At 70.5% G+C, this 22,771-nt stretch carries 20 protein-coding genes; 11 read left to right on the top strand and 9 right to left on the bottom strand.

Annotated elements, in window-relative coordinates; translation table 11 throughout:
* Position 1 precedes the first annotated feature (1 nt).
* The gene (locus tag ACSC1Q_RS28160; protein ID WP_436761695.1) at positions 2-1,399 is read right to left on the bottom strand and encodes a sigma 54-interacting transcriptional regulator; all 1,398 of its coding nucleotides are present in this window, start codon (positions 1,397-1,399) and stop codon (positions 2-4) included.
* A 374-nt stretch (positions 1,400-1,773) separates the two neighbouring features.
* Here ACSC1Q_RS28160 and ACSC1Q_RS28155 point away from each other — a divergent pair, with 374 nt between their 5' ends.
* A complete protein-coding gene (locus ACSC1Q_RS28155) occupies positions 1,774-2,955 on the top strand; it encodes an FIST signal transduction protein (RefSeq protein WP_436761793.1) in 1,182 nt (393 codons plus the stop codon).
* 289 nt (positions 2,956-3,244) lie between these two features.
* Here the strand turns inward: ACSC1Q_RS28155 and ACSC1Q_RS28150 are convergent, their stop codons facing one another.
* On the bottom strand, positions 3,245-3,850 hold the full coding sequence (locus ACSC1Q_RS28150; protein ID WP_436761694.1) for a hypothetical protein: 606 nt from the start codon (positions 3,848-3,850) through the stop codon (positions 3,245-3,247).
* Positions 3,851-4,251: 401 nt separating this feature from the next.
* Between ACSC1Q_RS28150 and ilvA the strand changes: the two genes are divergently transcribed.
* Entirely contained in the window at positions 4,252-5,460 is a 1,209-nt protein-coding gene (ilvA, locus tag ACSC1Q_RS28145; RefSeq protein WP_436761693.1) for a threonine ammonia-lyase, read from the top strand.
* Positions 5,461-5,562: 102 nt separating this feature from the next.
* Here ilvA and ACSC1Q_RS28140 read toward each other — a convergent pair whose 3' ends face one another.
* The 3 genes from ACSC1Q_RS28140 to hppD all read right to left on the bottom strand — a co-directional run bounded on the left by ACSC1Q_RS28140 (position 5,563) and on the right by hppD (position 9,257).
* Positions 5,563-7,053 (bottom strand): M1 family metallopeptidase, encoded by a 1,491-nt coding sequence (locus ACSC1Q_RS28140; RefSeq protein ID WP_436761692.1) that lies wholly within the window; start codon positions 7,051-7,053, stop codon positions 5,563-5,565.
* A gap of 72 nt (positions 7,054-7,125) precedes the next feature.
* Positions 7,126-7,851, bottom strand: a complete 726-nt coding sequence (locus ACSC1Q_RS28135; RefSeq protein WP_436761691.1) for an RDD family protein — start codon at positions 7,849-7,851, stop codon at positions 7,126-7,128.
* A 296-nt stretch (positions 7,852-8,147) separates the two neighbouring features.
* Positions 8,148-9,257, bottom strand: a complete 1,110-nt coding sequence (gene hppD, locus ACSC1Q_RS28130; protein WP_436761690.1) for a 4-hydroxyphenylpyruvate dioxygenase — start codon at positions 9,255-9,257, stop codon at positions 8,148-8,150.
* A gap of 102 nt (positions 9,258-9,359) precedes the next feature.
* Between hppD and ACSC1Q_RS28125 the strand changes: the two genes are divergently transcribed.
* Together ACSC1Q_RS28125 and ACSC1Q_RS28120 are read left to right on the top strand one after the other, a co-directional pair.
* The gene (locus ACSC1Q_RS28125; protein WP_436761792.1) at positions 9,360-9,839 is read left to right on the top strand and encodes an Lrp/AsnC family transcriptional regulator; all 480 of its coding nucleotides are present in this window, start codon (positions 9,360-9,362) and stop codon (positions 9,837-9,839) included.
* Between the two features lie 102 nt (positions 9,840-9,941).
* Positions 9,942-12,146, top strand: coding sequence for a transglycosylase domain-containing protein (locus ACSC1Q_RS28120; RefSeq protein ID WP_436761689.1), 2,205 nt, complete (start codon positions 9,942-9,944; stop codon positions 12,144-12,146).
* Between the two features lie 210 nt (positions 12,147-12,356).
* Here ACSC1Q_RS28120 and ACSC1Q_RS28115 read toward each other — a convergent pair whose 3' ends face one another.
* A complete protein-coding gene (locus ACSC1Q_RS28115) occupies positions 12,357-14,438 on the bottom strand; it encodes a thioredoxin domain-containing protein (RefSeq protein ID WP_436761688.1) in 2,082 nt (693 codons plus the stop codon).
* Between the two features lie 504 nt (positions 14,439-14,942).
* Between ACSC1Q_RS28115 and ACSC1Q_RS28110 the strand changes: the two genes are divergently transcribed.
* The 3 genes from ACSC1Q_RS28110 (at position 14,943) to ACSC1Q_RS28100 (ending at position 17,678) form a co-directional block, all read left to right on the top strand.
* Complete coding sequence (locus ACSC1Q_RS28110; protein ID WP_436761687.1) at positions 14,943-15,542, top strand: DUF2243 domain-containing protein; 600 nt, start codon at positions 14,943-14,945, stop codon at positions 15,540-15,542.
* Complete coding sequence (locus ACSC1Q_RS28105; protein ID WP_436761686.1) at positions 15,539-16,369, top strand: cytochrome c oxidase assembly protein; 831 nt, start codon at positions 15,539-15,541, stop codon at positions 16,367-16,369. Before ACSC1Q_RS28110 ends, ACSC1Q_RS28105 begins: the two co-directional genes overlap by 4 nt.
* A gap of 148 nt (positions 16,370-16,517) precedes the next feature.
* Complete coding sequence (locus ACSC1Q_RS28100; protein ID WP_436761685.1) at positions 16,518-17,678, top strand: hypothetical protein; 1,161 nt, start codon at positions 16,518-16,520, stop codon at positions 17,676-17,678.
* 53 nt (positions 17,679-17,731) lie between these two features.
* Here ACSC1Q_RS28100 and ACSC1Q_RS28095 read toward each other — a convergent pair whose 3' ends face one another.
* The 3 genes from ACSC1Q_RS28095 to mca all read right to left on the bottom strand — a co-directional run bounded on the left by ACSC1Q_RS28095 (position 17,732) and on the right by mca (position 19,277).
* A complete protein-coding gene (locus tag ACSC1Q_RS28095; protein WP_436761684.1) occupies positions 17,732-18,049 on the bottom strand; it encodes a GNAT family N-acetyltransferase in 318 nt (105 codons plus the stop codon).
* 96 nt (positions 18,050-18,145) lie between these two features.
* Positions 18,146-18,346, bottom strand: coding sequence for a hypothetical protein (locus ACSC1Q_RS28090; protein WP_436761683.1), 201 nt, complete (start codon positions 18,344-18,346; stop codon positions 18,146-18,148).
* A gap of 34 nt (positions 18,347-18,380) precedes the next feature.
* Positions 18,381-19,277 carry a mycothiol conjugate amidase Mca gene (gene mca / locus ACSC1Q_RS28085; protein WP_436761682.1) on the bottom strand — a complete coding sequence of 299 codons (897 nt, stop codon included), beginning with the start codon at positions 19,275-19,277 and terminating at the stop codon, positions 18,381-18,383.
* A gap of 226 nt (positions 19,278-19,503) precedes the next feature.
* On the opposite strand from mca, the gene ACSC1Q_RS28080 reads away from it, so the two are divergent.
* From ACSC1Q_RS28080 to abmR, 4 genes are all read left to right on the top strand, one after another.
* Positions 19,504-19,932 (top strand): DUF4307 domain-containing protein, encoded by a 429-nt coding sequence (locus ACSC1Q_RS28080; protein WP_436761681.1) that lies wholly within the window; start codon positions 19,504-19,506, stop codon positions 19,930-19,932.
* Positions 19,933-20,043: 111 nt separating this feature from the next.
* Complete coding sequence (greA, locus tag ACSC1Q_RS28075; RefSeq protein WP_436761680.1) at positions 20,044-20,544, top strand: transcription elongation factor GreA; 501 nt, start codon at positions 20,044-20,046, stop codon at positions 20,542-20,544.
* Positions 20,545-20,744: 200 nt separating this feature from the next.
* Positions 20,745-22,019: a C40 family peptidase gene (locus ACSC1Q_RS28070; protein ID WP_436761679.1), complete on the top strand. Its 1,275-nt coding sequence runs from the start codon at positions 20,745-20,747 to the stop codon at positions 22,017-22,019.
* 116 nt (positions 22,020-22,135) lie between these two features.
* Complete coding sequence (gene abmR, locus ACSC1Q_RS28065) at positions 22,136-22,645, top strand: ATP-binding transcription factor AbmR (RefSeq protein ID WP_436761678.1); 510 nt, start codon at positions 22,136-22,138, stop codon at positions 22,643-22,645.
* Positions 22,646-22,771: the final 126 nt, after the last annotated feature.

The following is a 22,771-nucleotide window of genomic DNA, read 5'->3' as shown; positions in this document are numbered from 1 at the left end:
CTCAGGTGCGGTAAACCGTCGTGCCGTCCACCTCGTCCTTGGACAGCCGGCGCAGGAGGTAAAGGCCCTCCATGGCGAATTCCAGCGCGGCGGCGGCGTGCCCGGGGGACTCGTCGCCGATGCCGAGCTGGGACATGATCTTTGCCAGACCCGGAACCGGGCCGATCCTGCGCAGCAGCTCGGCCGCCGGGACCGTCACCCCCGACTCCACCTGGATGCCCTCGGAGAACTTCTCCAGCAGCGGGTTCAGGTCCGTGCCGCCGAGCGTGCCGCGGAACGTCTCGGCCACCGCCCTGCGCAGCAGGTGCGAGAGCACCTCGGTCTCCCGGCCCTCCTCGCTGACCTCGAACTCCACCTTGCCGCGCAGCGTGTGCACGATCCCCGGCAGGTCGGCGACCCTGGCCACCGCGTGGTCCTCGCCGGTCAGCGCCGCCCGCCGTACGGCGGAGGCGGCCGCGGTCTCGGCGGCGGCGATGGAGAAGCGGGCCGAGACCCCCGAGCGGGCGTCCACCGCGGTGGACTCGCGGACCAGCCGGGTGAACCGGGCGATCACCTCGATCAGGTGGTCGGGCAGGTCGGCGCCCACCTGGTCGAGCGCGGCCTCCTGGCGGATCAGGACCAGCTCGGTCTCGATCGAGAGCGGGTAGTGGGTGCGGATCTCGGCGCCGAAGCGGTCCTTCAGCGGGGTGATGATCCGGCCGCGGTTGGTGTAGTCCTCGGGATTGGCGCTCGCGATCAGCAGGATGTCCAGGGGCAGGCGCAGGTTGTAGCCCCTGACCTGGATGTCGCGCTCCTCCAGCACGTTGAGCAGCGACACCTGGATGCGCTCGGCCAGGTCGGGCAGCTCGTTGACGGAGAACACACCGCGGTTGCTCCTGGGGACCAGGCCGTAGTGGACGGTCTCCGGGTCGCCGAGCGTGCGCCCCTCGGCGATCTTGATTGGGTCGATGTCGCCGATCAGGTCGCCGACGGAGGTGTCGGGGGTGGCGAGCTTTTCGCCGTACCGCTCGTCCCGGTGCTTCCAGGAGATCGGCAGCTCCTCGCCCGCCTCGTCGGCCAGGCGGCGGCAGCGGACGCACGAGGGTTCGTAGGGATGGTCGTTGATCTCGCAGCCCTCGACGACGGGGGTCCACTCGTCGAGGAGCCCGGTCACGGTGCGGATCAACCGGGTCTTGCCCTGACCCCGCTCACCGAGCAGGACCAGGTCGTGCCCGGCGAGCAGCGCTCGCTCCAGGTATGGCAGGACGGTGTCGTCGAAGCCCACGATGCCGGGGAACCGCGGCTCTCCTGCCCGCAGGCGGGTCAGGAGATTCTCACGGATCTCGGCCTTTACCGTACGGTGAATATGGCCGCTCGCGCGCAGCTCGCGCAGAGTTCGTGGCTCTGGGATGTGAGGCACGGGATCGAGCCTACGTCCACAACGCCCGATCCGGCACTCTCATCCCTCTTTCGGATCTTGACGATTGCGTGAGGGACAACGTGAGTGCTTGTGCTCGCAGTGGGGAGAATCGCTCCAAGACATCGCTCCACGACAAGGCATCGCCCCGGCTCCCGCGACCGGGGAGCCTCGAAGGGGCCGCGACGTGAGATCTCCGGCGTTCACGGTTCTGTGGCGCCGGGGGACTTCACGGCTCCTCAGTGGTTCATGACAGACTTCACGGCAGTTCAGGCAGGATTCACGGCTTGACGGTGAGTTTCGGGTGGGATCCGGACACTCTCCGGGCGGGCCACCGGACAAGGGATCACGAAGGAGAGGCGAGACGAGTGGCGCTGATGACGAGCCGTTTCGCCGACGGCCTCGCGGTGGGGTCCGACCTGGTCTCCGCGGCCGAGACCGCGGTGCGCCAGGCCCTGTCCGGCCTTTCCGGACCGGCCGACCTGCTCTGCTTCTTCATCTGCGGGGACGACCCCGACGACGTCTCCCGCGCCGGGTTGCGCGCGATGAGCATGGCACCCGGCGCCGCCGTCCTCGGGTGCAGCGCCACCGGGGTCATCGGTGACGGGCAGGGGGTCGAGGTCACCCCCGCGGTGAGCGCCTGGGCCGCCTCCCTGGGCGGGGCCCGGCTGACGACCTTCGCGCTCGACACGCTGAGGACCGACGACCGGTTCGTCGTCGTCGGCCTGCCCGACCGCGCCCCCGACGACCACGCGGCCATCCTGCTCGCCGACCCCTACAGCTTCCCCACCGACGGTTTCGTCGAGCGCTCCGAGGAGGTCATGGGGAACCTCCCCCTGATCGGCGGCCTGGCCAATGCGATCCAGGGCCGCGGCGCGGTCCGGCTGTTCGCCGACGGGGAGATCCACACCGAGGGGGCCGTCGGGGTGCTGCTCAGCGGCGCACTCAACGTCAGCACCGTCGTCAGCCAGGGCTGCCGCCCGATCGGCCCGACGATGGCCGTCACCTCCGTCGAGGACAACCTCCTGCTCGAACTCGCCGGGCAGCCCGCCCTGGCACGGCTGGAGGAGATCGTCAGCGCCCTGGACGAGGACGACCGCGACCTGGTCGCCTCGGGGCTGCAGATCGGCATCGCCATGGACGAGTACGCCGAGAAGCACGAGCACGGCGACTTCCTGATCCGGGGCGTGCTCGGCATCGACCCCGAGCGGGAGGCCGTGGCCATCGGCGACGTCGTCGAGATCGGCCGTACCGTCCGCTTCCAGGTCCGCGACGCCGCCACCGCCGACGAGGACCTGTACGAGCTGCTGGACGCGCACCGCGAGGAGTTCGGCCGGGTGGACGGCGCCCTGCTGTTCTCCTGCAACGGCCGGGGCTCGGCCATGTTCGGCAGCGCCGACCACGACGCCGTCGCCGTCCGCGACACCCTGGGCCCCATCGGGGTGGCCGGTTTCTTCGCCGCCGGGGAGGTGGGCCCAGTGGGCGGCCACAACCACGTCCACGGCTTCACCGCCTCCGTCCTGGTCTTCTCCTCCCACCAGCCGGCCGAGAGCTCGTGACGCCCTCGGGATCGGAGGCGTTCGGTCGTCAGCGATCTCTTCACGGCTCTTACCGCGATACCTCCGCAAGTAGTTTTCGCGACGCCGATGACCGGCCTCGCCCTCGACGCGCGTCTCACTGAGACGCCGGCTCAGGCGCCGTGTCTCCGCCTCGAACCGCTCCGGCCCACCCGCGGTCTCGATCGCCCGCTCCGGATGGCCGCTCTCACGCCGTCCGCGATGGCTGCTCACTGGGTTGTCTCCTTCTGCCGGATCTAGGTACGGCCCGCTCCGTGGGGCAGGGAACGGGCTATAGGCGAGTGATCTTCGCGGTCGGGGGGAGGCCGAAGGCCCGGCGGGCCTCGTCGCCGGTTCCCCGCGGCAGGCCGGGAGGACCGTAGTTACTGATGTCCAGTGCCCTGGTCGCGGCGTCGGCGGAGAACATTTTGCGAATCGAGGGTAAGTGGTTGCTGCCATCCCCGGTCTCCTCGACGTACCGGACCTCGAAGCGGCCTTTGGTGGCCTCCAGAGTGACGAGCAGCGGACTTCTGAAACCGGTCCCCGACAGGAGCGCGTCGCCGGAGCGGGCGAACTCCTCGCACGTGGCCACGACGCCGACCAGGTAGGCGTTCGCGCTCTTCCTGCGGATCTCGATGAGAACTTCGTGGCAGAACGTCCGCGGGCCGAGCTCGGGTTTCTCATCGGTCAGGAAGGTGTTCCCGACTCGCTCGGGGGCTGTCTGCAGGTGGTCGACCACCTGCAGGAAGGTCGCCCGCGTGGAGGCGTCGAGGGTGAGAATCTCCTCGCGCGCCAGTCCCGTCCGGTCCGGCCCCCGCGACTCCAGGGTCCACCAGCCCGCCGCTCCCAGGACGATCAGAAGGCAGATCGCCACCGCCGTCACAACGAGCCGTTTCATGAGGAGATCATCGCCCGGGTCGCCGAGAGACTTCCACCGCTTCCGTACGGAACCCCGAGTGTTCTCACATCTCGGCCTGCTTGTCGGATGGGATCGGGCTGGGAACGACGGACAGCTGACCCCAGACGGCGTGGCCGAGGGCCTGGGTGCCCCGATAGCCGAACCGGGAGGCGACGGCGGCGACGGTCGCCAGTCCCCGGCCGCTTTCGTCGGTGGTGTCCGGGCGTCGTTCGAAGGTGGGGATGCCGCCCCAGCCGCAGTCGTAGATCGTCGTGCCCGGTGATCGCTACGAGCTGTCGTACCGGATCGGCGTCCACTGACGGCCGGTCGGCGGGAGGGCCTTTTCCTCACCGAGCCGGGGCGGTCCGGCCCATGGGAGCGCGCGCCGTACGATGATCCGCATGTCAGACCCCCAGGTGACCTACGACGACGTGGCCGCCGCGCGTGAGCTGCTCGCCGACGTGGCCCTGCGCACCCCGCTGCTCCACTCCCACGTGCTCTCCGAGATCATCGGCGGGCCCGTCCACCTCAAGTGCGAGAACCTGCAGCGTTCGGGTTCGTTCAAGATCCGGGGGGCGTACGTCAGGATCGCCGGGCTGGACGAGGAGGAGCGGCGGCGGGGGGTGGTCGCGGCCAGCGCGGGCAACCACGCGCAGGGGGTCGCGCTCGCGTCCGGCCTGGTCGGCACCGGGGCGACGGTCTACATGCCGCAGGGGGCGCCGCTGCCCAAGGTGGCCGCGACCCGGTCGTACGGCGCCGAGGTGCTCTTCGCGGGTGACACCGTGGACGTCGCGCTGGAGCGGGCCAGGGAGCACGCGAACCGGACCGGGGCCGTGTTCATCCACCCCTTCGACCATCCCGACGTCGTCGCCGGGCAGGGCACGATCGGGCTGGAGATCGTGGAGCAGCTGCCCGAGGTCGGCACGATCGTGATGTCCCTGGGCGGGGGCGGGCTGGCGGCCGGGGTGGCGCTCGCGGTCAAGTCGCTGCGGCCGGGCGTGCGGATCGTCGGGGTCCAGGCCGAGAGGGCCGCCGCCTACCCGGCGTCGCTGGCCGTCGGGCACCCCGTGGAGGTCAGGCCCGCCTCGACGATGGCCGACGGCATCGCGGTGGGCCGTCCGGGCGAGCTGCCCTTCGAGCTGATCCACTATCTGGTCGACAGCGTCGTCACCGTCACCGAGAGCCAGATCTCCCAGGCGCTGGTGCTCTGCCTCGAACGCGCCAAGCAGGTCGTCGAGCCCGCGGGCGTGGCCGGGGTGGCCGCGATCCTGGCCCACCCGCACGTCTTCGAGCCGCCCGTGGTGGCCGTGCTCTCCGGGGGCAACATCGACCCGCTGCTGCTGGCCAAGGTCCTCCGGCACGGCCTGGCCGCCGCCGGGCGCTATCTCACGCTGCGGGTCCCGCTCTCCGACCGGCCGGGCGCGCTGGCGGCGCTGCTGTCGAGGCTGGCGGAGCTCGGCGCGAACGTGCTCGACATCGTGCACGAGCGGCTGGGCATGCACCCGGGGGAGGTCGAGGTCCAGCTGCAGCTGGAGACCAGGGGGCCGGTGCACTCCGAGGAGGTGCTGGGATCCCTGCGCGTCGAGGGATACAAGATCATCGTCACGTGAGCCGCGAGGGGACGGGGATGAGGGGCGGTGCCTGTGCCGCCCCGCCGCCCCCGCCGTCTCACGGAGGCGCGAAGGGAGCGAGGGGCGTCGGCACCGGTCACGTCACCAGGTGGTCGGCTTCTTCGCGGTGAACAGCCAGGCGTCGAAGAGGGGGCCGAGCTTCTTGCCGGAGATCTTCTCGGCCATCGCGACGAACTCCGGGGTCGTGACGCTCCCGTACTTGTGCGTGGAGTTCCACTCCTTCAGGAGCTTGAAGAACGCCGGGTCGCCGATCCGCCGCCTGAGCGCGTGGAGCGTCATGCCGCCCCGGGTGTAGACGGAGTTGTTGAACAGGTCGTCCGGTTTGGCCTTGCCGGGGGCGTAACTCCAGATCGGGTCGTCGGCCCCGGCGCTGTAGTGCCTGCGGAAGAGCTGCTCGGCGGTGCCCTGACCCTCGTGCTCCGACCAGAGCCACTCGGCGTAGGTCGCGAAGCCCTCGTTGAGCCACAGGTCCTTCCAGCGGGTGATGCTGAGGCTGTCGCCGAACCACTGGTGGGCCAGCTCGTGGGCGATGATGGCGTCGTCGGGGGCGAATCCGCCGTACATGGGCTTGGTCTGGTTCTCCAGCGCGTATCCGGCGGGGAAGTCGTCGACCACGCCTCCGGTGGAGGAGAAGGGGTAGGGGCCGAAGACCGTGCTCCAGTAGTCGGTGACCCTTCCCGACACGTCGTACAGCTTCCGCAGCGAGCCGTGGAACCTCGGGTCGACGGCCGCGACGTTCTTCAGGCCCCCGGGGGTCGTGCCCTGCAGCATCTCGAACTTGCCCAGCGTCATGGTGGCGAGGTAACTGGCCATCGGGTGGCTCTCGCGCCACCGGAAGGTCGTCCTGCCCCCGGCGGTCTTCGGCTCGCCGACGGGTTCGCCGTTGGCCAGCGCGGTCAGCCCGGCGGGCACGGTGATCTCGAAGTCGTAGCTCGCCTTGTCGGAGGGGTGGTCGTTGCCGGGGAACCAGGTCTTGGCGCCGTTGGGCTGGCAGGTGACGAACGCGCCGTCCTTGGTCGGGATGAAGCCGTACGTGCCCAGGTTGGAGGAGCCCCGGACCGGTTCGGGCTCGCCGGCGTACGCGACCTCGACGGTGAACGCCGTGGCGTTCGGGATGGACGCGGCAGGGGTGACGCCGAGCTCGGTCCCCGCCCTGTCGAATCTCGCGGGCTTGCCGTTCACGGTGACCCGGCTCACGGTGAAGCCGGAGAGGTCGAGGTTGAAACTCGCGAGGTTCTGGGTGGCCCGCGCCGAGATCCTGGCCACTCCCGACAGGTGCTTGGAGGCCGGGTCGTAGCCCAGCGTGAGCCCGTAGTGGCCGACGTCGTAGCCGCCGTTGCCGTCGGTGGGGAAGTCGGCGTCGCCGATCCCCGGGGCGCCGGGCGCGGCCTCGCGGCCGGTGGCGACGTCGGAGGCGGAGGCGACCGGCGTCACGGGGCTCACGGCGGAGGCGTCCGGCTTCACGGGCAGGGCGCTCTCCCCGTTCGACGCCGAGCAGGCGACCGTGCCGATGGTCCCGAGCGTGCTGAGAAGAGCGGCGGTCGCCGTGGTGGCCAGCCGTTTGGACGCCATACGTTAAAGCCCCTTTCCCGGCCGGACGGCCGAGCCCGTGGAATGGCACACTACGCGACTGACCTGCGCCGATCAGGCGTCTATGACAAGCGTTCTGGCCGCGAGGTCGTGTACGGCCTGCTTGCGTGAGTGGAAAAGGATGCAAGCCACATCTATCCAGCCCAGGCAGCAGGTGGAGTACATCAGCCACGTGATCAGCTCACGGAGCGCGACCTGCCCGACACCGGCTTTGTGTCCGCTGATGTCCGCCACGCGCAACCGGAAGATCCTCTTGCCGAGCGTCTGACCGTGCCAGAAGGCGGTCAGCAACCAGTAGTACAGGAAGCCGATGACCGCCACCAGGAGAGTCTCCGCGTAGGGTACCTGCACCGACAGACCACTCTCCGCGCCCGTGATGGTACTGACGGTCCGGTAGGTGAAGGGCGAGGAGACGAGTCCGATGACGAGAAGGTCGAGGATTCCCGCGAAGAGGCGGCGCCAGCGCCCGCCCAGCCTGATGGCGCCGGCCCAGGGAAAACCGCCGGGAGATTCTCCTACCGGCGGGTAACCGAAGACGGGACCGTGACCAGGTCCTTGGCCGGGGCTGAGGCTCGGTCCTTGACCGGGGAGGGGATTGTGACCGAGGCCGTGACTTGAGTCGTGACTTGAGCCGGGGCCGAGCCTGTGGCCCGCGTCGGGACCGGGGTCAGGTCCGTGACCGGGGCCGGGACCCGGACCCTCGTAACCCGGCCCGGGCGGTGCGGGATCGGACCACGGGTCCGATCCCCGGTCGTCCGGCGGTGGCGGTGCTGATCCCATTCAAGGGTGATCGCCACAAGGCGGCCATCGCAAAGCCAAGGGGGGTTATGGGTTGCTCCCGAGCCGGTCGCCTCCGAACTCGACCACTTTGGAGCCGGTCGCTCCCGAGCCCGGTCGTCTCCGGTTTCGACTATTTCGGGGCGCCGCTTCGGAGGCGGTCACCGCCGAGCCCGGTTACTCCCGATCTCGACTGCTCCAGAGCCTGAACGCTCCGGAGCCGGCTGTTTTCTTGCCGGTCGTTCCGGGGCCGTGACCGGCTCCGGTCGGCCCGATCGGTTCCCGGCCTACGACCTCTGCTAAAGGTTGCCGCGCAGGTCCTGCTCGCGCTCGATCGCCTCGAAGAGCGCCTTGAAGTTGCCCTTGCCGAAGCCGAGCGAGCCGTGCCGCTCGATCAGCTCGAAGAACACCGTCGGGCGGTCCTGCACCGGCTTGGTGAAGATCTGCAGCAGGTAGCCGTCCTCGTCCCTGTCGACCAGGATCCCGCGCTTCTTCAGCTCCTCGATCGGCGCGCGGACCTCGCCGATGCGGGCGCGCAGCTCGGGGTCGTCGTAGTAGGAGGCGGGGGTGTCGAGGAAGCTCACGCCCGCCGCGCGCATGTGGTCGACGGTGCTGAGGATGTCGTTGGTGGCCAGCGCGACGTGCTGCACGCCGGGGCCGCCGTAGAACTCCAGGTACTCGTCGATCTGCGACTTCTTCTTGGAGATCGCCGGCTCGTTGAGCGGGAACTTCACCTTGCGGGTGCCGTCCGCGACCACCTTGGACATCAGCGCCGAGTACTCGGTGGCGATGTCGTCGCCGATGAACTCCGCCATGTTGGTGAAGCCCATGACCCGCTTGTAGAACTCCACCCACTCGTCCATCTTGCCGAGCTCCACGTTGCCGACGCAGTGGTCGACGGCCTGGAACAGGCGGCCGTTGCGCACGTCGGGGGCCGCCACGATGGGTTCCGCCGCGACGTAGCCGGGCAGGTACGGGCCGCTGTAGTTGGACCTGTCGACCAGGGTGTGCCGGGTCTCGCCGTAGGTCGCGATCGCCGCCGACACCACCTTGCCGTGGTCGTCCTCGACCACGTGCGGCTCCACCAGTCCCCGCGCGCCCTGGGCGAGCGCGTGGGCGTAGGCCGCCTCCACGTCGGGGACCTCGATGGCGAGATCGATCACGCCGTCACCGTGCTCGGCCACGTGGCGGGCCACCCCGGTGCCGGGACGCACCGCCCCCCGGAACTCGAACCTGGCCGAACCCGAGGTGAGGACGTACGCCACCTCGTCACGGCTGCCGTTCTCCGGGCCCCGGTAGGCCGCGAGCCGCATGCCGAACGCGCTGGAGTAGTAGTGGGCGGCCTGCTTGGCGTTTCCCACCGCGAAGACCACACAGTCCATACCGTTCACCGGAAAGATGTCGCTCATGCGAATACTGTCTGATTTTCTGGGCGGTTTGTGCAACACTGTCTTCAAGTACTGCACAAAATGCACACCTACTCACCGGTCACCGCGGAGTATCTGTACATCATGACGATCGACCAGCTCGACGCCCGGCTCATCGCCCTGCTGGCGGCGGAGCCCCGGCTAGGGGTGCTGGAGTGCTCGCGGCGGCTCGGTGTGGCCAGGGGGACCGTGCAGGCCCGCCTCGACCGGCTCGCCTCCCGGGGGGTGGTCACCGGGTTCGGCCCGGACGTCAGCACCGCGGCGCTCGGCTACGACGTGACCGCGTTCGTGACCCTGCAGATCCGCCAGGTCAGCGGGTACGACCCGGTCGCCGACCAGCTCGCCGCCATTCCCGAGATACTGGAGGTGCACACGATCACCGGTGGTGACGACATGCACTGCAGGGTGGTGGCGCGCAGCAATGCCGACCTGCAGCGGGTAATTGACCTGATCGTTGACGTCCGGGGCGTGGTCAGGACCTCGTCGGTGATCGCCTTGGACACCCCTGTGCCATACCGTGTTCTGCCTTTGGTGGCCGATGTCCCGCGCAAGGGGAAGAGCTAGCCGTACCATGCCAAGCAGGGGCCAGACACCGTTATCCATCGTTTACCCTTAACGGTCCGCAACCGTCGGGGGTCAGCGGCGGGTCCTATCGGGGGGTCACGCGTGTTAAAAGGCGGGACGGGCAGTCCCAGGAGGAAACTCCTGAGGATCACACTCGTTGTCTTCGGCGTCGGGCTGTTCTCGGCGATCGGCCTGCTCGGGGTGGTGTGGGCGATCACCCCCATCCCCGACAGCACACAGCCAAGGGCCACCGCGCAGGGCTCGGTGATCTACTATCGCGACGGTAAGACCGTGCTGGCCAGGCAGGGCGTCAACCGCAAGAGCGTCGCCCTCGACAAGGTGCCGCAGAGCCTGCGCAACGCGGTCATCGCCGCGGAGAACCGCTCCTTCTACGACGACCAGGGCGTCTCCCTCTCGGGCACCTTCCGCGCCATGTGGTCCACGGTGAGCGGCCAGCAGCTCCAGGGCGGCTCCACGATCACCCAGCAGATGGTCCGCAACTACTACAGCGGCCTCAGCCAGGAACGTTCCATAGTCAGGAAGCTCAAGGAGGTCATGATCTCCTTGAAGGTGGACCAGTCGAAGCCGAAGGACTGGGTGCTGGAGCAGTACCTCAACACGATCTACTTCGGCCGGGGCGCCGACGGGGTCCAGGCGGCGGCCGCCGCCTACTTCGGCAGGGACGTCGGCAAGCTCACCCTCGCCCAGGGCGCCTACCTCGCCGCGGTGATCCAGCAGCCCTCCAGGTTCGCCGACCCGCAGGGCCCCGACCTCTACGCGGCGAGAGACCGCTGGAGGTCGGTGATCGACGGGATGGTGGCCACCGGGGCCATCACCTCCCAGGAGGCCGCCGAGGTGACCTTCCCCGCCCTCCGCAGGCCCAAGGCGATCTTCGCGCCCAAGGGCCAGGAGGGCTACATGCTCGACCAGGTGACGGCCGAGCTCAAGAGCAGGGGATACACCGACGAGGTCATCAACCAGGGCGGCCTGAAGATCGTCTCGACCTTCGACAAGAACCTCATGGCCGCCGCCGAGCGCGCCGTCACCTCGACCCTGCCGGACGGCACCCCCAAGAAGGTCCGCACCGGGCTCGCCGCAGTCGACCCCGCCACCGGTGAGGTCGTGGCCTTCTACGGCGGGCGCAGCTACACCGCCAACAAGTTCGACAACTCCTTCTCGGCCAAGGTGCAGGCCGGATCGACGTTCAAGGCCTACACGCTGGCCGCGGCCCTGGACAACGGCTTCGGCCTCGACACCAGGGTCGACGGAAACTCGCCGCTCCGGATCGCCTCCGCCGACATCCCCAACTCGGGCGGCTACTCCTACGGCGAGGTCAACCTCGTGAAGGCGACCCAGAGCTCGGTGAACACCGCGTTCGTCGACCTCGCCCAGAAGGTCGGCCTGAACAAGGTCGTCAAGCTCGCCGAGGGGGCCGGGATCCCCGCCGCCCAGCTCGACCCGCACCGGGGCGCCGCCACGCTCCCGCTCGGCGTGGCCTCGGTGAGCGCCGTCCAGAACGCCTCAGGCTTCGCCTCCTTCGCCGCCGAGGGCGTCCACCGCGAGGCCCACGTGATCCGCTCGGTCACCGACGCCGAGGGCAATGTCGTCAAGAGCTCCACCAAGGGCAAGCGCGCCTTCGGCGAGCAGGCCGCCATCGACGCCACCTACGCGCTGACCCAGGTCGTCGAGGGGGGCACCGGCTCCGGGGCCCGTCTCTACGACCGTCCCGTGGCGGGCAAGACGGGCACCACCGACGAGTCCGCGGCCGTGTGGTTCGCCGGGTTCACCCCGCAACTCGCCGTGGCGGTCGACATGTTCCGCGACGACAACAAGCCGGTGACGGTGAACGGCAGCGCCCTGTACGGCGGTTCCTACCCCGCGCAGATCTGGCGGTCCTTCATGACCGAGGCGATGGAGGGCAAGCCGGTCAAGGAGTTCAAGGAGCCGTCCAACTACGGCTACTCCGACACGTACGGCGGCTACGACCCCGACGACGAGTACGGCGACCGGCAGGACGACGGCCAGGACCGGAGCACGCCCGGCCCCGACGAGACGGGCACTCCCGGCCCCGACCAGACCGCCGCCCCCGACCAGGAGACCCCGGGGCCGGACCAGCCACCGGCCCCCGAGGAGACCGGCGAGGGGCCGGGCGGGCCCGGCGACGGCCCCGGGCCCGGCCGGGGTGACGTCCCCGACGGGCGCGGCGGCGGGGACGGCGGTGACAGGGGCGGCGAGGACCGGGGCGGTGGCGACTTCGGCGTCGAGGGCCTGGGCCACAGACTCGGCGACCCCATCCGGGGCAACTGACCCTGCCTGCGGCAACCGACCCCACACGGGGCCGACCGCCCCTGTCTACGGCAACCGACTCCATCCAGGGCAACCGACCCCACACGGGGCCGACCGCCCCTGTCTACGGCAACCGACTCCATCCAGGGCGACCGACCCCATCCAGGACGACTGACATCCAGGACGACCGACATCCAGGACGACCGACGAGAGAGCGGGCGCGGTTCGCCGTTACGCTTCGCCCGCCAGTTCGGCTCGCAGGGCCGCCGGGGTGGTGACGGGCATCCTGCACGTGAAGCCCCGGCACACGTAGGCCGCGGGCTCGCCGCCCACCAGACCCCTGCCCGCCAGCAACGGGACCTCCTCGGAACCGGAACCGGAACCGGCATCGGCATCGGCATCCGCACCGGCACCGGTATCAGAACCGGCCGAAGCGGGTTCGCCGAGCGCCAGGACCAGACCTGGCAGGGGTGACAGCAGCGCCGCCCTGTGCAGGGCGGCCGTCGCCGGATCGCCCGCCGGGCCCACGATCGCGACCTCGATCGGGCCGGACAGCGCGGCCTGGGCCGCCGCCAGACCCCACCCGGCGAACCGCGCGTGCTTGTCGGCCAGGACGGTGACCGTGCCCAGGGCCGCCTCGGCCGCCTCCCGGTGCCGGGCCGCGCCGGTCAGCGCGGCGTACGAGAGCAGCGCGCCCGCGGCGGCGAACTGGCCGGACGGGGTGGCGTTGTCGGTCGCGTCCCGGGGGCGCTGGAAGAGCCGCTCGGCGTCGTCGGCGGTGTCGTAGAACCCGCCGGAGCCGTCGGAGAACCGCTCCAGGACGGTGTCGAGCAGCGCCTCGGCCCGCCGGAACCAGCGGACCTCCCCGGTCACCCCGTACAGGGCGAGCAGGCCCTCGGCGAGGTCGCCGTAGTCCTCCAGGACCCCGGCGTTGGTGCCCGGCCTGCCGTCGCGGGAGGTGCGCAGCAGCCGGTCGCCGTCCATGTGGAGCTCGTCGACCAGCACGGCCGCCTCGCGCGCCGCCTCGACGAGGTCCGGCCGCTCGAACAGGGCGCCGGTCTCTGCGAGGGCGGCGACGGCGAGGCCGTTCCAGGCGGCCACCACCTTGTCGTCGCGCCCCGGCCGTACCCGGCGGGCCCGCGCGGCCAGCAGCGCGGCGCGGACCCGGGCGAACCGTTCGGCCTCGCCGGGGTCGGGGTCGGCGAGGAGCTGCAGCACCGAGGTGCCGTGCTCGAACGTCCCGATCACCTCGAACAGCTCGATCGCCCAGAGCCCGTCCTCCTCGCCGAGGACCTCGCGGAGCTCCTCACGGGTCCAGGCGTAGAACTTGCCCTCCACCCCCTCGCTGTCGGCGTCGAGGGCGGAGGCGAAGCCCCCCTCGGGGGTGCGCATCTCGGCCAGCAGCCAGTCGGCCGTCTCCAGCGCGACCCTCCTGCCCAGGGTGGAGCCGGTGGAGCGCCACCAGTGCGCGTAGACCCGCAGGAGCAGGGCGTTGTCGTAGAGCATCTTCTCGAAGTGCGGGACCACCCACTCGGCGTCCACGCTGTAGCGGGCGAACCCTCCGCCGAGCTGGTCGTAGATGCCGCCGCGCGCCATCGCCTCCAGCGTCCGCCCGGCCATGGACGTCGCCGCCTCGGCGGTCGCCCGCCGCTCCTCGCCCCGGGTGTTCCCGGCGGGCGCCGCGCCGTACCGCAGCAGGAACTCCAGGGCCATCGACGGCGGGAACTTGGGCGCCCCGCCGAAACCGCCGCGGACCGGGTCGAAGGACTCGGCCAGGCTGTGCACGGCACGGGTGAGCGTGTCGGGCGTGGGCAGCGGCCCGGACGGCAGCGCCGACCGCTCGTTCAGCGCCTCCACGATCTTCGAGCCCTGTTCCAGTACGGCCTCCCGCTCCTCGGTCCAGGCGCTCGACACCCCGGTCAGCAGCCGCTGGAACTGTTGCCTGGGGAAGTAGGTGCCGGTGTAGAAGGGGTGGCCCTCCGGGGTGGCGAAGACCGTCATCGGCCACCCGCCCTGACCGGTCATGGCCTGGGTGGCCGCCATGTAGACCGCGTCGACGTCCGGTCGTTCCTCGCGGTCGACCTTCACGTTGACGAAGCGCTCGTTCATCAGCGTGGCCGTGGCCCGGTCCTCGAAGGACTCGTGGGCCATCACGTGGCACCAGTGGCACGCCGAGTAGCCGACGCTGATCAGCAGCGGCACGTTCCGGCGGGCGGCCTCGGCGAACGCCTCCTCACCCCATTCGAACCAGTCGACGGGATTGTCCGCGTGCTGGAGCAAATAGGGACTCGTCGCGTCCTTCAAGCGGTTCATGGAAACCTTTCCTGCGTACGCGGTGCGTGCGTGCTTCCCACGAGGTGCGTTCTTCCCGCGAGGCGTGTGCTTCTCACGAGGTGTGTTTCCCCCACTTCCCGAGAGGCGCGAGCTTCCCGCGAAACGCGCTTCCCGTGAGGCGGGAGGCGGGAGGTTCCCGCGAGGTGCGCTTCCCGCGAAACGCGAGCCTCCCACGAGGCGCGCCTCCCGCGAAGCGCGTGAAGATCGCGCGTCGTGGTTCGGCCCACCCGGTCCCTCTCACACTAAACCGGTCACACCGAACCGGGAGCGGGACGGCACCGCGAGCGCGGCCGCCGGTGCCGTGATCGCTCCCCGTGCGGTCGTGGTCCGTTCCCCGCGTGGTCGTGGCCGAAATTTTAGGCCGTGGATGACGCGCGCGGGTGCGTCGCTCCCGTACGCCCGCCGGTGGCTCTGGTGGGGTTTGGCGGAATGGACGCCCGGTGCCGTCGGCACCGGGTCCTGACCGGGGACGAGGGGGCCGCGATGACGGGCAGGTCGGCGGGGAGGGGCGGCGCCGGGCGGATCGCCGTGCCCGGCGCGGTTCTGGGCGTGGGACTGGGAGGGTTCGTCGACGGCATCCTGCTGCACCAGATCCTGCAGTGGCACCACATGCTGTCCAGCACGAACACCGACAACATCGGGGTGAGGTACTACCCGGTGGACACCGTCCCCGGGCTGCGGATGAACACGCTGTGGGACGGCCTGTTCCACGCGTTCACCTGGCTGGCGGTGCTGATCGGCCTCGGCCTGCTGTACTCGCGGGTCCTGGGCTCCCGCGGCCGGGTGTGGAGATCGCGGGAACTGTGGGGCTGGATCCTCGTCGGGTGGGGGGTGTTCAACCTGGTGGAAGGCGTTGTCGATCACCACCTGCTGGGCGTCCACCACGTGCGGACCGGCCCGTACCAGACCTGGTGGGACCTGGGGTTCCTGCTCCTGGGCGCGGTGCTGGTGGCCGGAGGCTGGCTGCTGCAGCGCGGCGGCGGCCCGGTCGAGCTGTGTGACGAGGACGGACGTGGCCGGAACGCACGCGACAAGGACGGGCGTGACAAGGACGGGCGCGCCCCAGCCGCGCCGGTGTCATGATCGCCCTGGCGCACGAGGTCCACCGGCACGGCGGTGACCTGGCCGCGGTGCTGCCACCGGCCCTCCTGGCCGTGTCGGCGGGCGGATACGTGCTGCTGGCGGTACGGCGCGGTCGTGAGCCCAGAGGATGGAGCCGGTGGCGGACGGCGGCTTTCCTCACCGGTGCCGCGCTGGCCGCCGCCGCCGTGACCGGGCCCGTCGCCGCGTTCGCCGGGACGGACTTTCGCGGGCACATGCTGCAGCACCTGCTGATCGGCATGCTGGCGCCGCTGGGCCTGGTGCTGGGCGCCCCGGTGACGTTGCTGCTGCGCTCGCTGCCGCCGGTCCACGGGCGGCGCCTCGGCGCCGTGCTGCGCTGCCGGGCGGCGCATCTACTGGCCGATCCGTGGAGCGCGCTGCTGCTCAGCGTGGGCGCGATGGTGGCGCTGTACTGCACCCCGCTGTACCGGATCACCTCCACCGGCGTGTTGCCGCACCACCTGGTGCACGCGCACTTCCTGCTGGCCGGTTGCCTGTTCGCCTGGGCGATCGCCGGTCCCGACCCGGCGCCGCGACGCCCTTCTGTCCCTCGTCGGCTGGTCGTGCTGGGGGTGGCGATCACCGTGCACGCCACGTTGTCGCAGCTGATGTACGCGGGGCTCGTCGTCGACGTGCCGGTGCCGGTCGAGCAGCTGCGCGGAGCCGCGGAGATCATGTACTACGGCGGCGACATCGCCGAGCTGCTGCTCGCCTTCGCGCTGGTGAGCACCTGGCGTCCCGTCCGGGCCGTCCGGGCCACCGCCCCGCGCCGTACGCGCGCCCCGGCCGTCGCGCCCGGCGTCTCCTGATCCGCCGCCCCCTCCGGGATCCTCGTGTGTTCCGTGGGCGTGCCGTACGGCTCCCGGACTCCCCGGTGGGGCGCGGTGCGTCAGGTGCGTGAGGTGACACCGGGCGGGAAGGTGTGTTCGCCGCGCTTCCGGCGTAGGCTCACTGGGCGTGGATCTCGACTTCGTCTGTGTGCACGCCGGAAGGGCGGCTTCCGAGCTGACCCGGCGTGATGTTGCCCGCGCGCTGCTCGCCGTGCCGTCCGGCGTGGCGCTGGTGGCGCTGCCCGATCTGAGGCGGGCGATGCTGTCGGCGGGCAACCCGCTGTCGGTGCCCTTCTGGGATTCCGCGAAGGCGACGCTCAGCGCGATCGAGTCCGGCGGCGCGACCGTGGGGGACGTGCAGCGCTGGATGGAGTCCACCGGCACCGAGCCGCTCCTGCTCACCCCGAGCTTCTTCGTCTGGCCGGAGGAGGACGAGCGAGGGCCGGTCGGCGAGGAGATGTTCCACGGGCTCGTCGCCTACCTGGAGCAACGGGTCGCCTCCGGGGAGATCGACCCCGACGCGCTCGCCCGGGGCGACGAGGGCGCCAGGGAGGCCTACGCGGACCTCCAGGAGCGCTGGCTCACCGGCCCGCTGCCCGACGGGCGGGTCCCCGGGACCGCGGTCTCCGACGAGCAGGACGAGGAGCTGTTCGCCGCCTGGGACGAGGAGGAGGCGTTCGCGCTCGCCGAGCTGCGGCGCATCCTGGCCGAGCTGCCCGACCCCGAGCGGCCCGTCAGGGAGCTGCGGGCCGCGGCCACCCGGCTGCGCGAGGTGCTGGGCAGGCCCGGCTATCCCGGCAACGTGCTGCGTGCCTGCGCCGGGTACGAGGGGGAGCCGCTGCCCGCCGACGACGAGGAGCTCTGGCTGACCGTCACGGCGGGCATCGCGGGGCCGATCTCCGACCTGCCCGACGAGGACGACCGGCTGGAGGTCTTCTCCGACCTGGACGGGGAGCTCAGCCACGAGGACTCGGTGCTGGCCGCCCTGTGCGCGATCCACCACGCCGACTGGCTGGCCGTGGTCGCCGCCCTGGCCAGGCGCGGCCCCGGGGTGCTGGCGTCACCCGAGCGGATCGCGAGGCTCATCGCCGAATCGGAGGACATCGACGTCGATCTGGACGAGCCGGAGGACCTGGAGGCGGCCGAGACGCTCTTCAGCTCGGTCACCCCGCTCTGGGCGTGCCTCGGGATCGTCGACAGGACCGAGGTGCTCACCTCGCTGGGCCGCTGGGGGCTGCCCAGGGCGCTGGAGCGCGCCTGGTCCTCGACGGACACCCTCGGCAACTGACGGGCGCTCTCGTACGGCCAGGGCCGGCCGGTGGGCGTACGGCCGCCGGGTGGTCAGCTCTCCTCGTCGAGGAGGTCGAGGTAGCCCTCGGGCACCAGATCCCTGTACTCGGGGTGGCGCCGGATGTAGCGGGCGACGAAGGGGCAGAGCGGCACGACCGCCCGGCCGGCCGAGCGGCTCGCGTCGAGGGCCGCGGAGGCCAGCCGGCCGCCCAGGCCCTTGCCCTCGTGCTCGGGGAGGATCTCGGTGTGGGTGAAAATGATCTTCCCGGCGCGCAGGCGGTACGCGGCGAACCCGGCGACCCCGCCGTCCAGCAGGATCTCGAAGCGCAGCGCCTCGGGGTTGTCGGAGACCTCGATGTCGTCGGCCATGATCGTCCTCACTCGCTCTCGGGGGTTTCGGATCGGCGGAGCCGGCCTCCCGCGCGTGTCGCGCGACGGCCGGCCGGGACCGTGGATCCGGCGGGGCTAGGGAGCGGTCGGCGTCGTGGTGGTGCCGGCGCCGTTCCGCTCCCTCAGCTCGGCCTCGGAGGGGACCTCGATCCTGGAGATCTGCTTCCTCATCGACTTGACCAGCACGTAGAGGGCGAACCCCAGGCCGGCCACGACGAGGAAGCCCAGGAGACCCGGGCTGACGTCACCTTTGGTGACGGTGTCGAATGCAATCACACGTCAAGTTTGCCACCGCCACCCCATGGTCGCGTCAGTGGCAGGCGTGCGAGACCGTGTCGGCCGGGACCTCCACGCGGACTCCCGTGAACAGGTCGTCCTCGGGAGTCTCGACGTCCACGAGCGAGCGGGCCAGGTGGTAGTCCTCGGTCGGCCAGATCTCGCGCTGCAGGTCGCGCGGGCAGACGAACCAGAAGCCGTCCGGGTCGACCTGGGTGGCGTGCGCGAGCAGCGCCTCGTCGCGGAGCTCGAAGTAGTCGCCGCAGGGGACGCGCGTGGTCACCGGCCACTTCTGCGGGCGGTCCTCCCAGCGGGAGATCCACTCGGCGTACGGGGAGCCGATGCCCCGGGCGTTCATCGCCTCGTGCAGCGCCTCGAACCGGTCCTTGGTGAAACCCATGTGGTAGTAGAGCTTCAGGGGCTGCCAGGGCTCGCCGGCGCCCGGGTAGCGGTCGGGGTCGCCGGCCGCCTCGAAGGCCTCGACCGAGACGCGGTTGGTCATGATGTGGTCGGGGTGCGGGTAGCCGCCGTCGTCGTCGTAGGTCAGGATCACGTGCGGCCTGAACTCGCGGACGGCCGCCACCAGCGGCTCCGAGGCGATCTCCAGCGGCTGCAGCGCGAAGCAGCCCTCGGGCAGCGGCTCGCTCTCGTCCTCCGGGAGGCCGGAGTCGACGAACCCCATGAAGCGCTGCTCCACGCCGAGGATCTCCCGGGCGCGCTCCATCTCCAGGCGCCGGACCTCGCCGATGTTCTCAAGGATCTCCGGGCGCTCCATCTTGGGGTTCAGGATCGACCCGCGCTCGCCTCCGGTGAGCGTACAGACCAGCACGTCCACGCCCTCGGCCACGTAGCGCGCCATGGTGGCGGCGCCCTTGCTCGACTCGTCGTCGGGATGCGCGTGAACGGCCATCAGCCTGAGCGGTGCACTCACGGGCTCGGTGTCTCCTTATGTCGGTCGCGCGTCGGATCGTCGTCGGTCGCCTCGCGGACGGCCCGCCTGGCCGTATGTTCCGCTCCGCTCGACGTGGGTCCCCGCGCGCCCTCGGCTTACGTCACTCTAGGGAGAGGTTAGTTTCTCTTGGGCGGTCGCGAGGGCGAGGCCCCCGCAGGGGACAATTGTCTCGGATAACACCGAGGTAGTGCAGGGAGATTCCGTCATGGCCACCAGCGAAGCCGAGAAGGGCCGTCAGGACGGTCCTGTCCTCGGCACCCCGGGCGACTTTCCGGACCGCCCGGAGCGCAGGGGGCGCTTCGTCGTGCACATCGTGATCGCGATCCTCTGCGCCGTGTGCGCGGGGGGTTGGGGCTACGTGATGTGGGCGGCGAAGGGCAACACGGAGGTCATCGACCAGGTCATTGCGTTCGACACCACCCGCGGCGATTCTGTGCAGATCACCTTTGAAGCGGTCAAACCATCTGATCGCGCCGCGCTCTGCCGCCTCCGGGCCACCGACGTGAGCCACGTCGAGGTCGGCAGCAAGGAGGTCAATATTCCGGCTGGTGAGGGGTATGTTCGGCTTACCGAACGGCTAGAGACCAGTGCTCAGGCCACTTCCGTCGATGTCCAGTACTGCTATCTCGTATAGTGAGACATTTGGGGAGGCGGTCGAGGGGTTAACTTGTTAGCCTTTCGAAATTCGACCGACCGCAACCCCCAGGCATTGAGCACGAAGCCCCCGAGGAAGCAAGGAGATCCCGTGGCCGACTCCCGCATCGAGAGCGTCACCTGGCTCACTCAGGAGGCGTACGACCGCCTGAAGGCTGAGTACGAGCACCTCTCGGGGCCCGGGCGCGTCGACATCGCCAAGAAGATCGAGGCGGCACGCGAAGAAGGTGACCTGAAGGAGAACGGCGGCTACCACGCCGCCAAGGACGAGCAGGGCAAGATGGAGGCCCGCATCTTCCACCTCCACCAGATCCTGGACACCGCGAAGGTCGGCGAGGCGCCCCGCACCGAGGGTGTGGTCGGTCCAGGCATGACGGTCACCGTCCGTTTCCAGGGCGACGACGAGGAGGTCGCGTTCCTGCTGGCCTCGCGTGAGGAGAGCGGCGCCCCGATCGACGTCTACTCGCCCAAGTCGCCGCTCGGCGCGGCGATCAACGGCAAGAAGATCGGCGAGAAGGCGACCTACACGATGCCGAACGGCCGCTCCAACACGGTCGAGATCCTTGAGGCGGTGCCGTACATCGGCAACTGACCTCCGCACACTCCGATCAATCCGATCAATCCGCCGGGACGGGTGTCCCGGCGGATTGCCGTGTGTCAGAGGGTTTGATGGGGTTTCGCAAGTCTTGCGGCCACATTGCAGATAGGGCGCTTTTCAGTAGGTTCGCGTGCATCGGGGGACGGTCTACGGCACCCTCGTAGGGCTGGAGTCGGTGGGGAAGGGGAGATGACGTGTTCGAGCGGCGGCCGCGTGTCTCCGACCTGATCCGGGAGGCCCGGCAGGACCTCGCCTACAGTCCCCGTCCCCGCTACAGCCGCCGCACCGCCCGCCTGATGAGGCGGGCCGTCCCGATCCTGGCCGTCCTGCTCGTCGGCCTGCTCGCCACCGGCCTGATGGTCTTCACCCAGATGCCGGAGGCCGGGCCGGAGACGATCACGATGCGCAAGTCCGTCGCCACCGCGCCGGCCCGGGCGGCGAAGCCCGCCCAGGGCGGGCAGGCGGCCCCCGAACCGGTGGCGCCGCTCACCTCGATGCGGCAGCCCCACCTGTTCGTCGTCGCGCACCGGCCGCTCAGCGCGACCGTGGTCGCCAGGATCGCCCAGCTCTCCGGGGTACGGGCGGTGGAGCGGGCCGACGCCGCCGAGGTCGTCCTGGACGGCAAGCCGGTGCAGACGCTCGGGGTGAACCCCTCGACGTTCCGCGCGTACACCCCCAAGCCGACCGCGCGCTCCGACCGGCTCTGGCGGAACGTCTCGGCGGGGGAGGTCGCCGTCTCCTTCGTCCTGGGCAACGACGGGGGCATGCCCCTGGGCAAGACCTTCACCACCGCCGGGCGCGACCTGCGCGTCGGCGCCTACGCCACGATGGGCATGGGCGCCATCGACGCCGTGGTCTCCCGGCCGACCGCCCGCGCGCTGGGCATCCCGGAGAACAACGCGCTCGTGGTGAGCGCGCCGAAGGCCGACTCCGCGCGGCTGCGCCTCACCCTCCTGCGCGCCCTCCCCAAGGGGTCGCAGGTCGCGGTGATCAATCCCGTGCTGACGGCCCCCGGCAAGACCGCCGCTGAGACCCCGAGCAGGGCCGTGACGTGGTCCGCGAGCTCCTTCATGTCGACCTCCCAGGTCACGGCCGCGCTCACCGCCGCGATCGGCAAGCTCGGCCGCCCGTACGTGTGGGGCGCCGAGGGTCCCGACAGCTTCGACTGCTCGGGCCTGGTCCAGTGGGCGTACGCGCAGGCGGGGATCAAGGTGCCCCGGGTGACGCACCAGCAGTTCGTCTCGGGCCCCCAGATCCCGCTCGCCCAGGCCCAGCCCGGTGACCTGCTGTTCTGGCGGCACGACCCCACCAACCCCGGCTACGTCTCGCACGTGGCCATCTACTGGGGGGACGGCAAGATGCTGCACGCCCCCAGGACCGGCGACGTGGTCAAGCTCGTCCCGGTCACCACCCGCAACTTCGCCGGGGCCGTGCGGATCAGCCCGCAGGTCGCCGCCCGGGTCCGCTAGCCCGGCACCGCTCCCACCCGCCTTCGGCGTCACACGATCCCGCCTTCGGTGTCACACGATGCTGGCCTCGTTCGGTGAAGCGTTGTAATCTTAATTACATGGAAAAAGATGAAGCAGTGGCGAAGCTGCGGGGCTGGTTCGCGGGGAGGCTGCCCGAGGAGTGGTTCGAGGGCGCGGTCGAGATCGTGCTGGACCGCGAGGAGATCGCGGTGGTCGGCAGACTCCAGGCTCCCGCGCTCGGTGACGACGTCTCGGAGGTGGAGCGCTCCGCCGCCGTGGAGGGCGGCATCCTGCGTTTCCGCGAGGAGACCAGGGAGCGGCGCGTCGAGATCGCGCTGGAGGCCGAGCGCCGCTTCCGCAGGAAGGTCTCCTGGGGGGTCGCCGTCGGCGACGAGACAGTGATGTTCACCACACTCTCGGTGCCTGTCATGACCCGGCTCAAGCAGTCGGAGCGTCAGGTGCTCGACACCCTCGTGGCCGCCGGGGTGGCCCGGAGCCGCAGCGACGCGCTCGCCTGGTGCGTGCGCCTGGTGGGCGACCACACCGACACCTGGCTGGCGGATCTGAGGGACGCGCTCCAGCACGTCGACCGCGTCCGGGCGGCGGGCCCGGCCGTGAATTCCTGAGCCTGAGCGGCGAAAATGGCCGATGAATTGGTCTGAACCTGTTCGCCGATTGGTTTAGACCTTTCTCATTGGCCTATACCACTGCCGGGACGGGCTTTTTTAGATTCACTTCTTTTGGGTAGGGGT

Origin of the sequence: Streptosporangium heterodermiicola (genome assembly GCF_051390675.1) — a bacterium.
Classification (GTDB): Bacteria; Actinomycetota; Actinomycetes; order Streptosporangiales; family Streptosporangiaceae; genus Streptosporangium.
This window is presented reverse-complemented; position numbering and strand designations above follow the sequence as displayed.

Excerpts from the sequence above, each read along its gene's own strand:
- ACSC1Q_RS28155 (WP_436761793.1), top strand. The coding sequence starts at position 1,774 with ATGACGAGCCGTTTCGCCGACGGCCTCGCGGTGGGGTCCGACCTGGTC.
- ACSC1Q_RS28150 (WP_436761694.1), bottom strand. The coding sequence starts at position 3,850 with ATGAAACGGCTCGTTGTGACGGCGGTGGCGATCTGCCTTCTGATCGTC.
- ilvA (WP_436761693.1), top strand. The coding sequence starts at position 4,252 with ATGTCAGACCCCCAGGTGACCTACGACGACGTGGCCGCCGCGCGTGAG.
- ACSC1Q_RS28140 (WP_436761692.1), bottom strand. The coding sequence starts at position 7,053 with ATGGCGTCCAAACGGCTGGCCACCACGGCGACCGCCGCTCTTCTCAGC.
- ACSC1Q_RS28135 (WP_436761691.1), bottom strand. The coding sequence starts at position 7,851 with ATGGGATCAGCACCGCCACCGCCGGACGACCGGGGATCGGACCCGTGG.
- hppD (WP_436761690.1), bottom strand. The coding sequence starts at position 9,257 with ATGAGCGACATCTTTCCGGTGAACGGTATGGACTGTGTGGTCTTCGCG.
- ACSC1Q_RS28125 (WP_436761792.1), top strand. The coding sequence starts at position 9,360 with ATGACGATCGACCAGCTCGACGCCCGGCTCATCGCCCTGCTGGCGGCG.
- ACSC1Q_RS28115 (WP_436761688.1), bottom strand. The coding sequence starts at position 14,438 with ATGAACCGCTTGAAGGACGCGACGAGTCCCTATTTGCTCCAGCACGCG.
- ACSC1Q_RS28110 (WP_436761687.1), top strand. The coding sequence starts at position 14,943 with ATGACGGGCAGGTCGGCGGGGAGGGGCGGCGCCGGGCGGATCGCCGTG.
- ACSC1Q_RS28105 (WP_436761686.1), top strand. The coding sequence starts at position 15,539 with ATGATCGCCCTGGCGCACGAGGTCCACCGGCACGGCGGTGACCTGGCC.
- ACSC1Q_RS28095 (WP_436761684.1), bottom strand. The coding sequence starts at position 18,049 with ATGGCCGACGACATCGAGGTCTCCGACAACCCCGAGGCGCTGCGCTTC.
- ACSC1Q_RS28080 (WP_436761681.1), top strand. The coding sequence starts at position 19,504 with ATGGCCACCAGCGAAGCCGAGAAGGGCCGTCAGGACGGTCCTGTCCTC.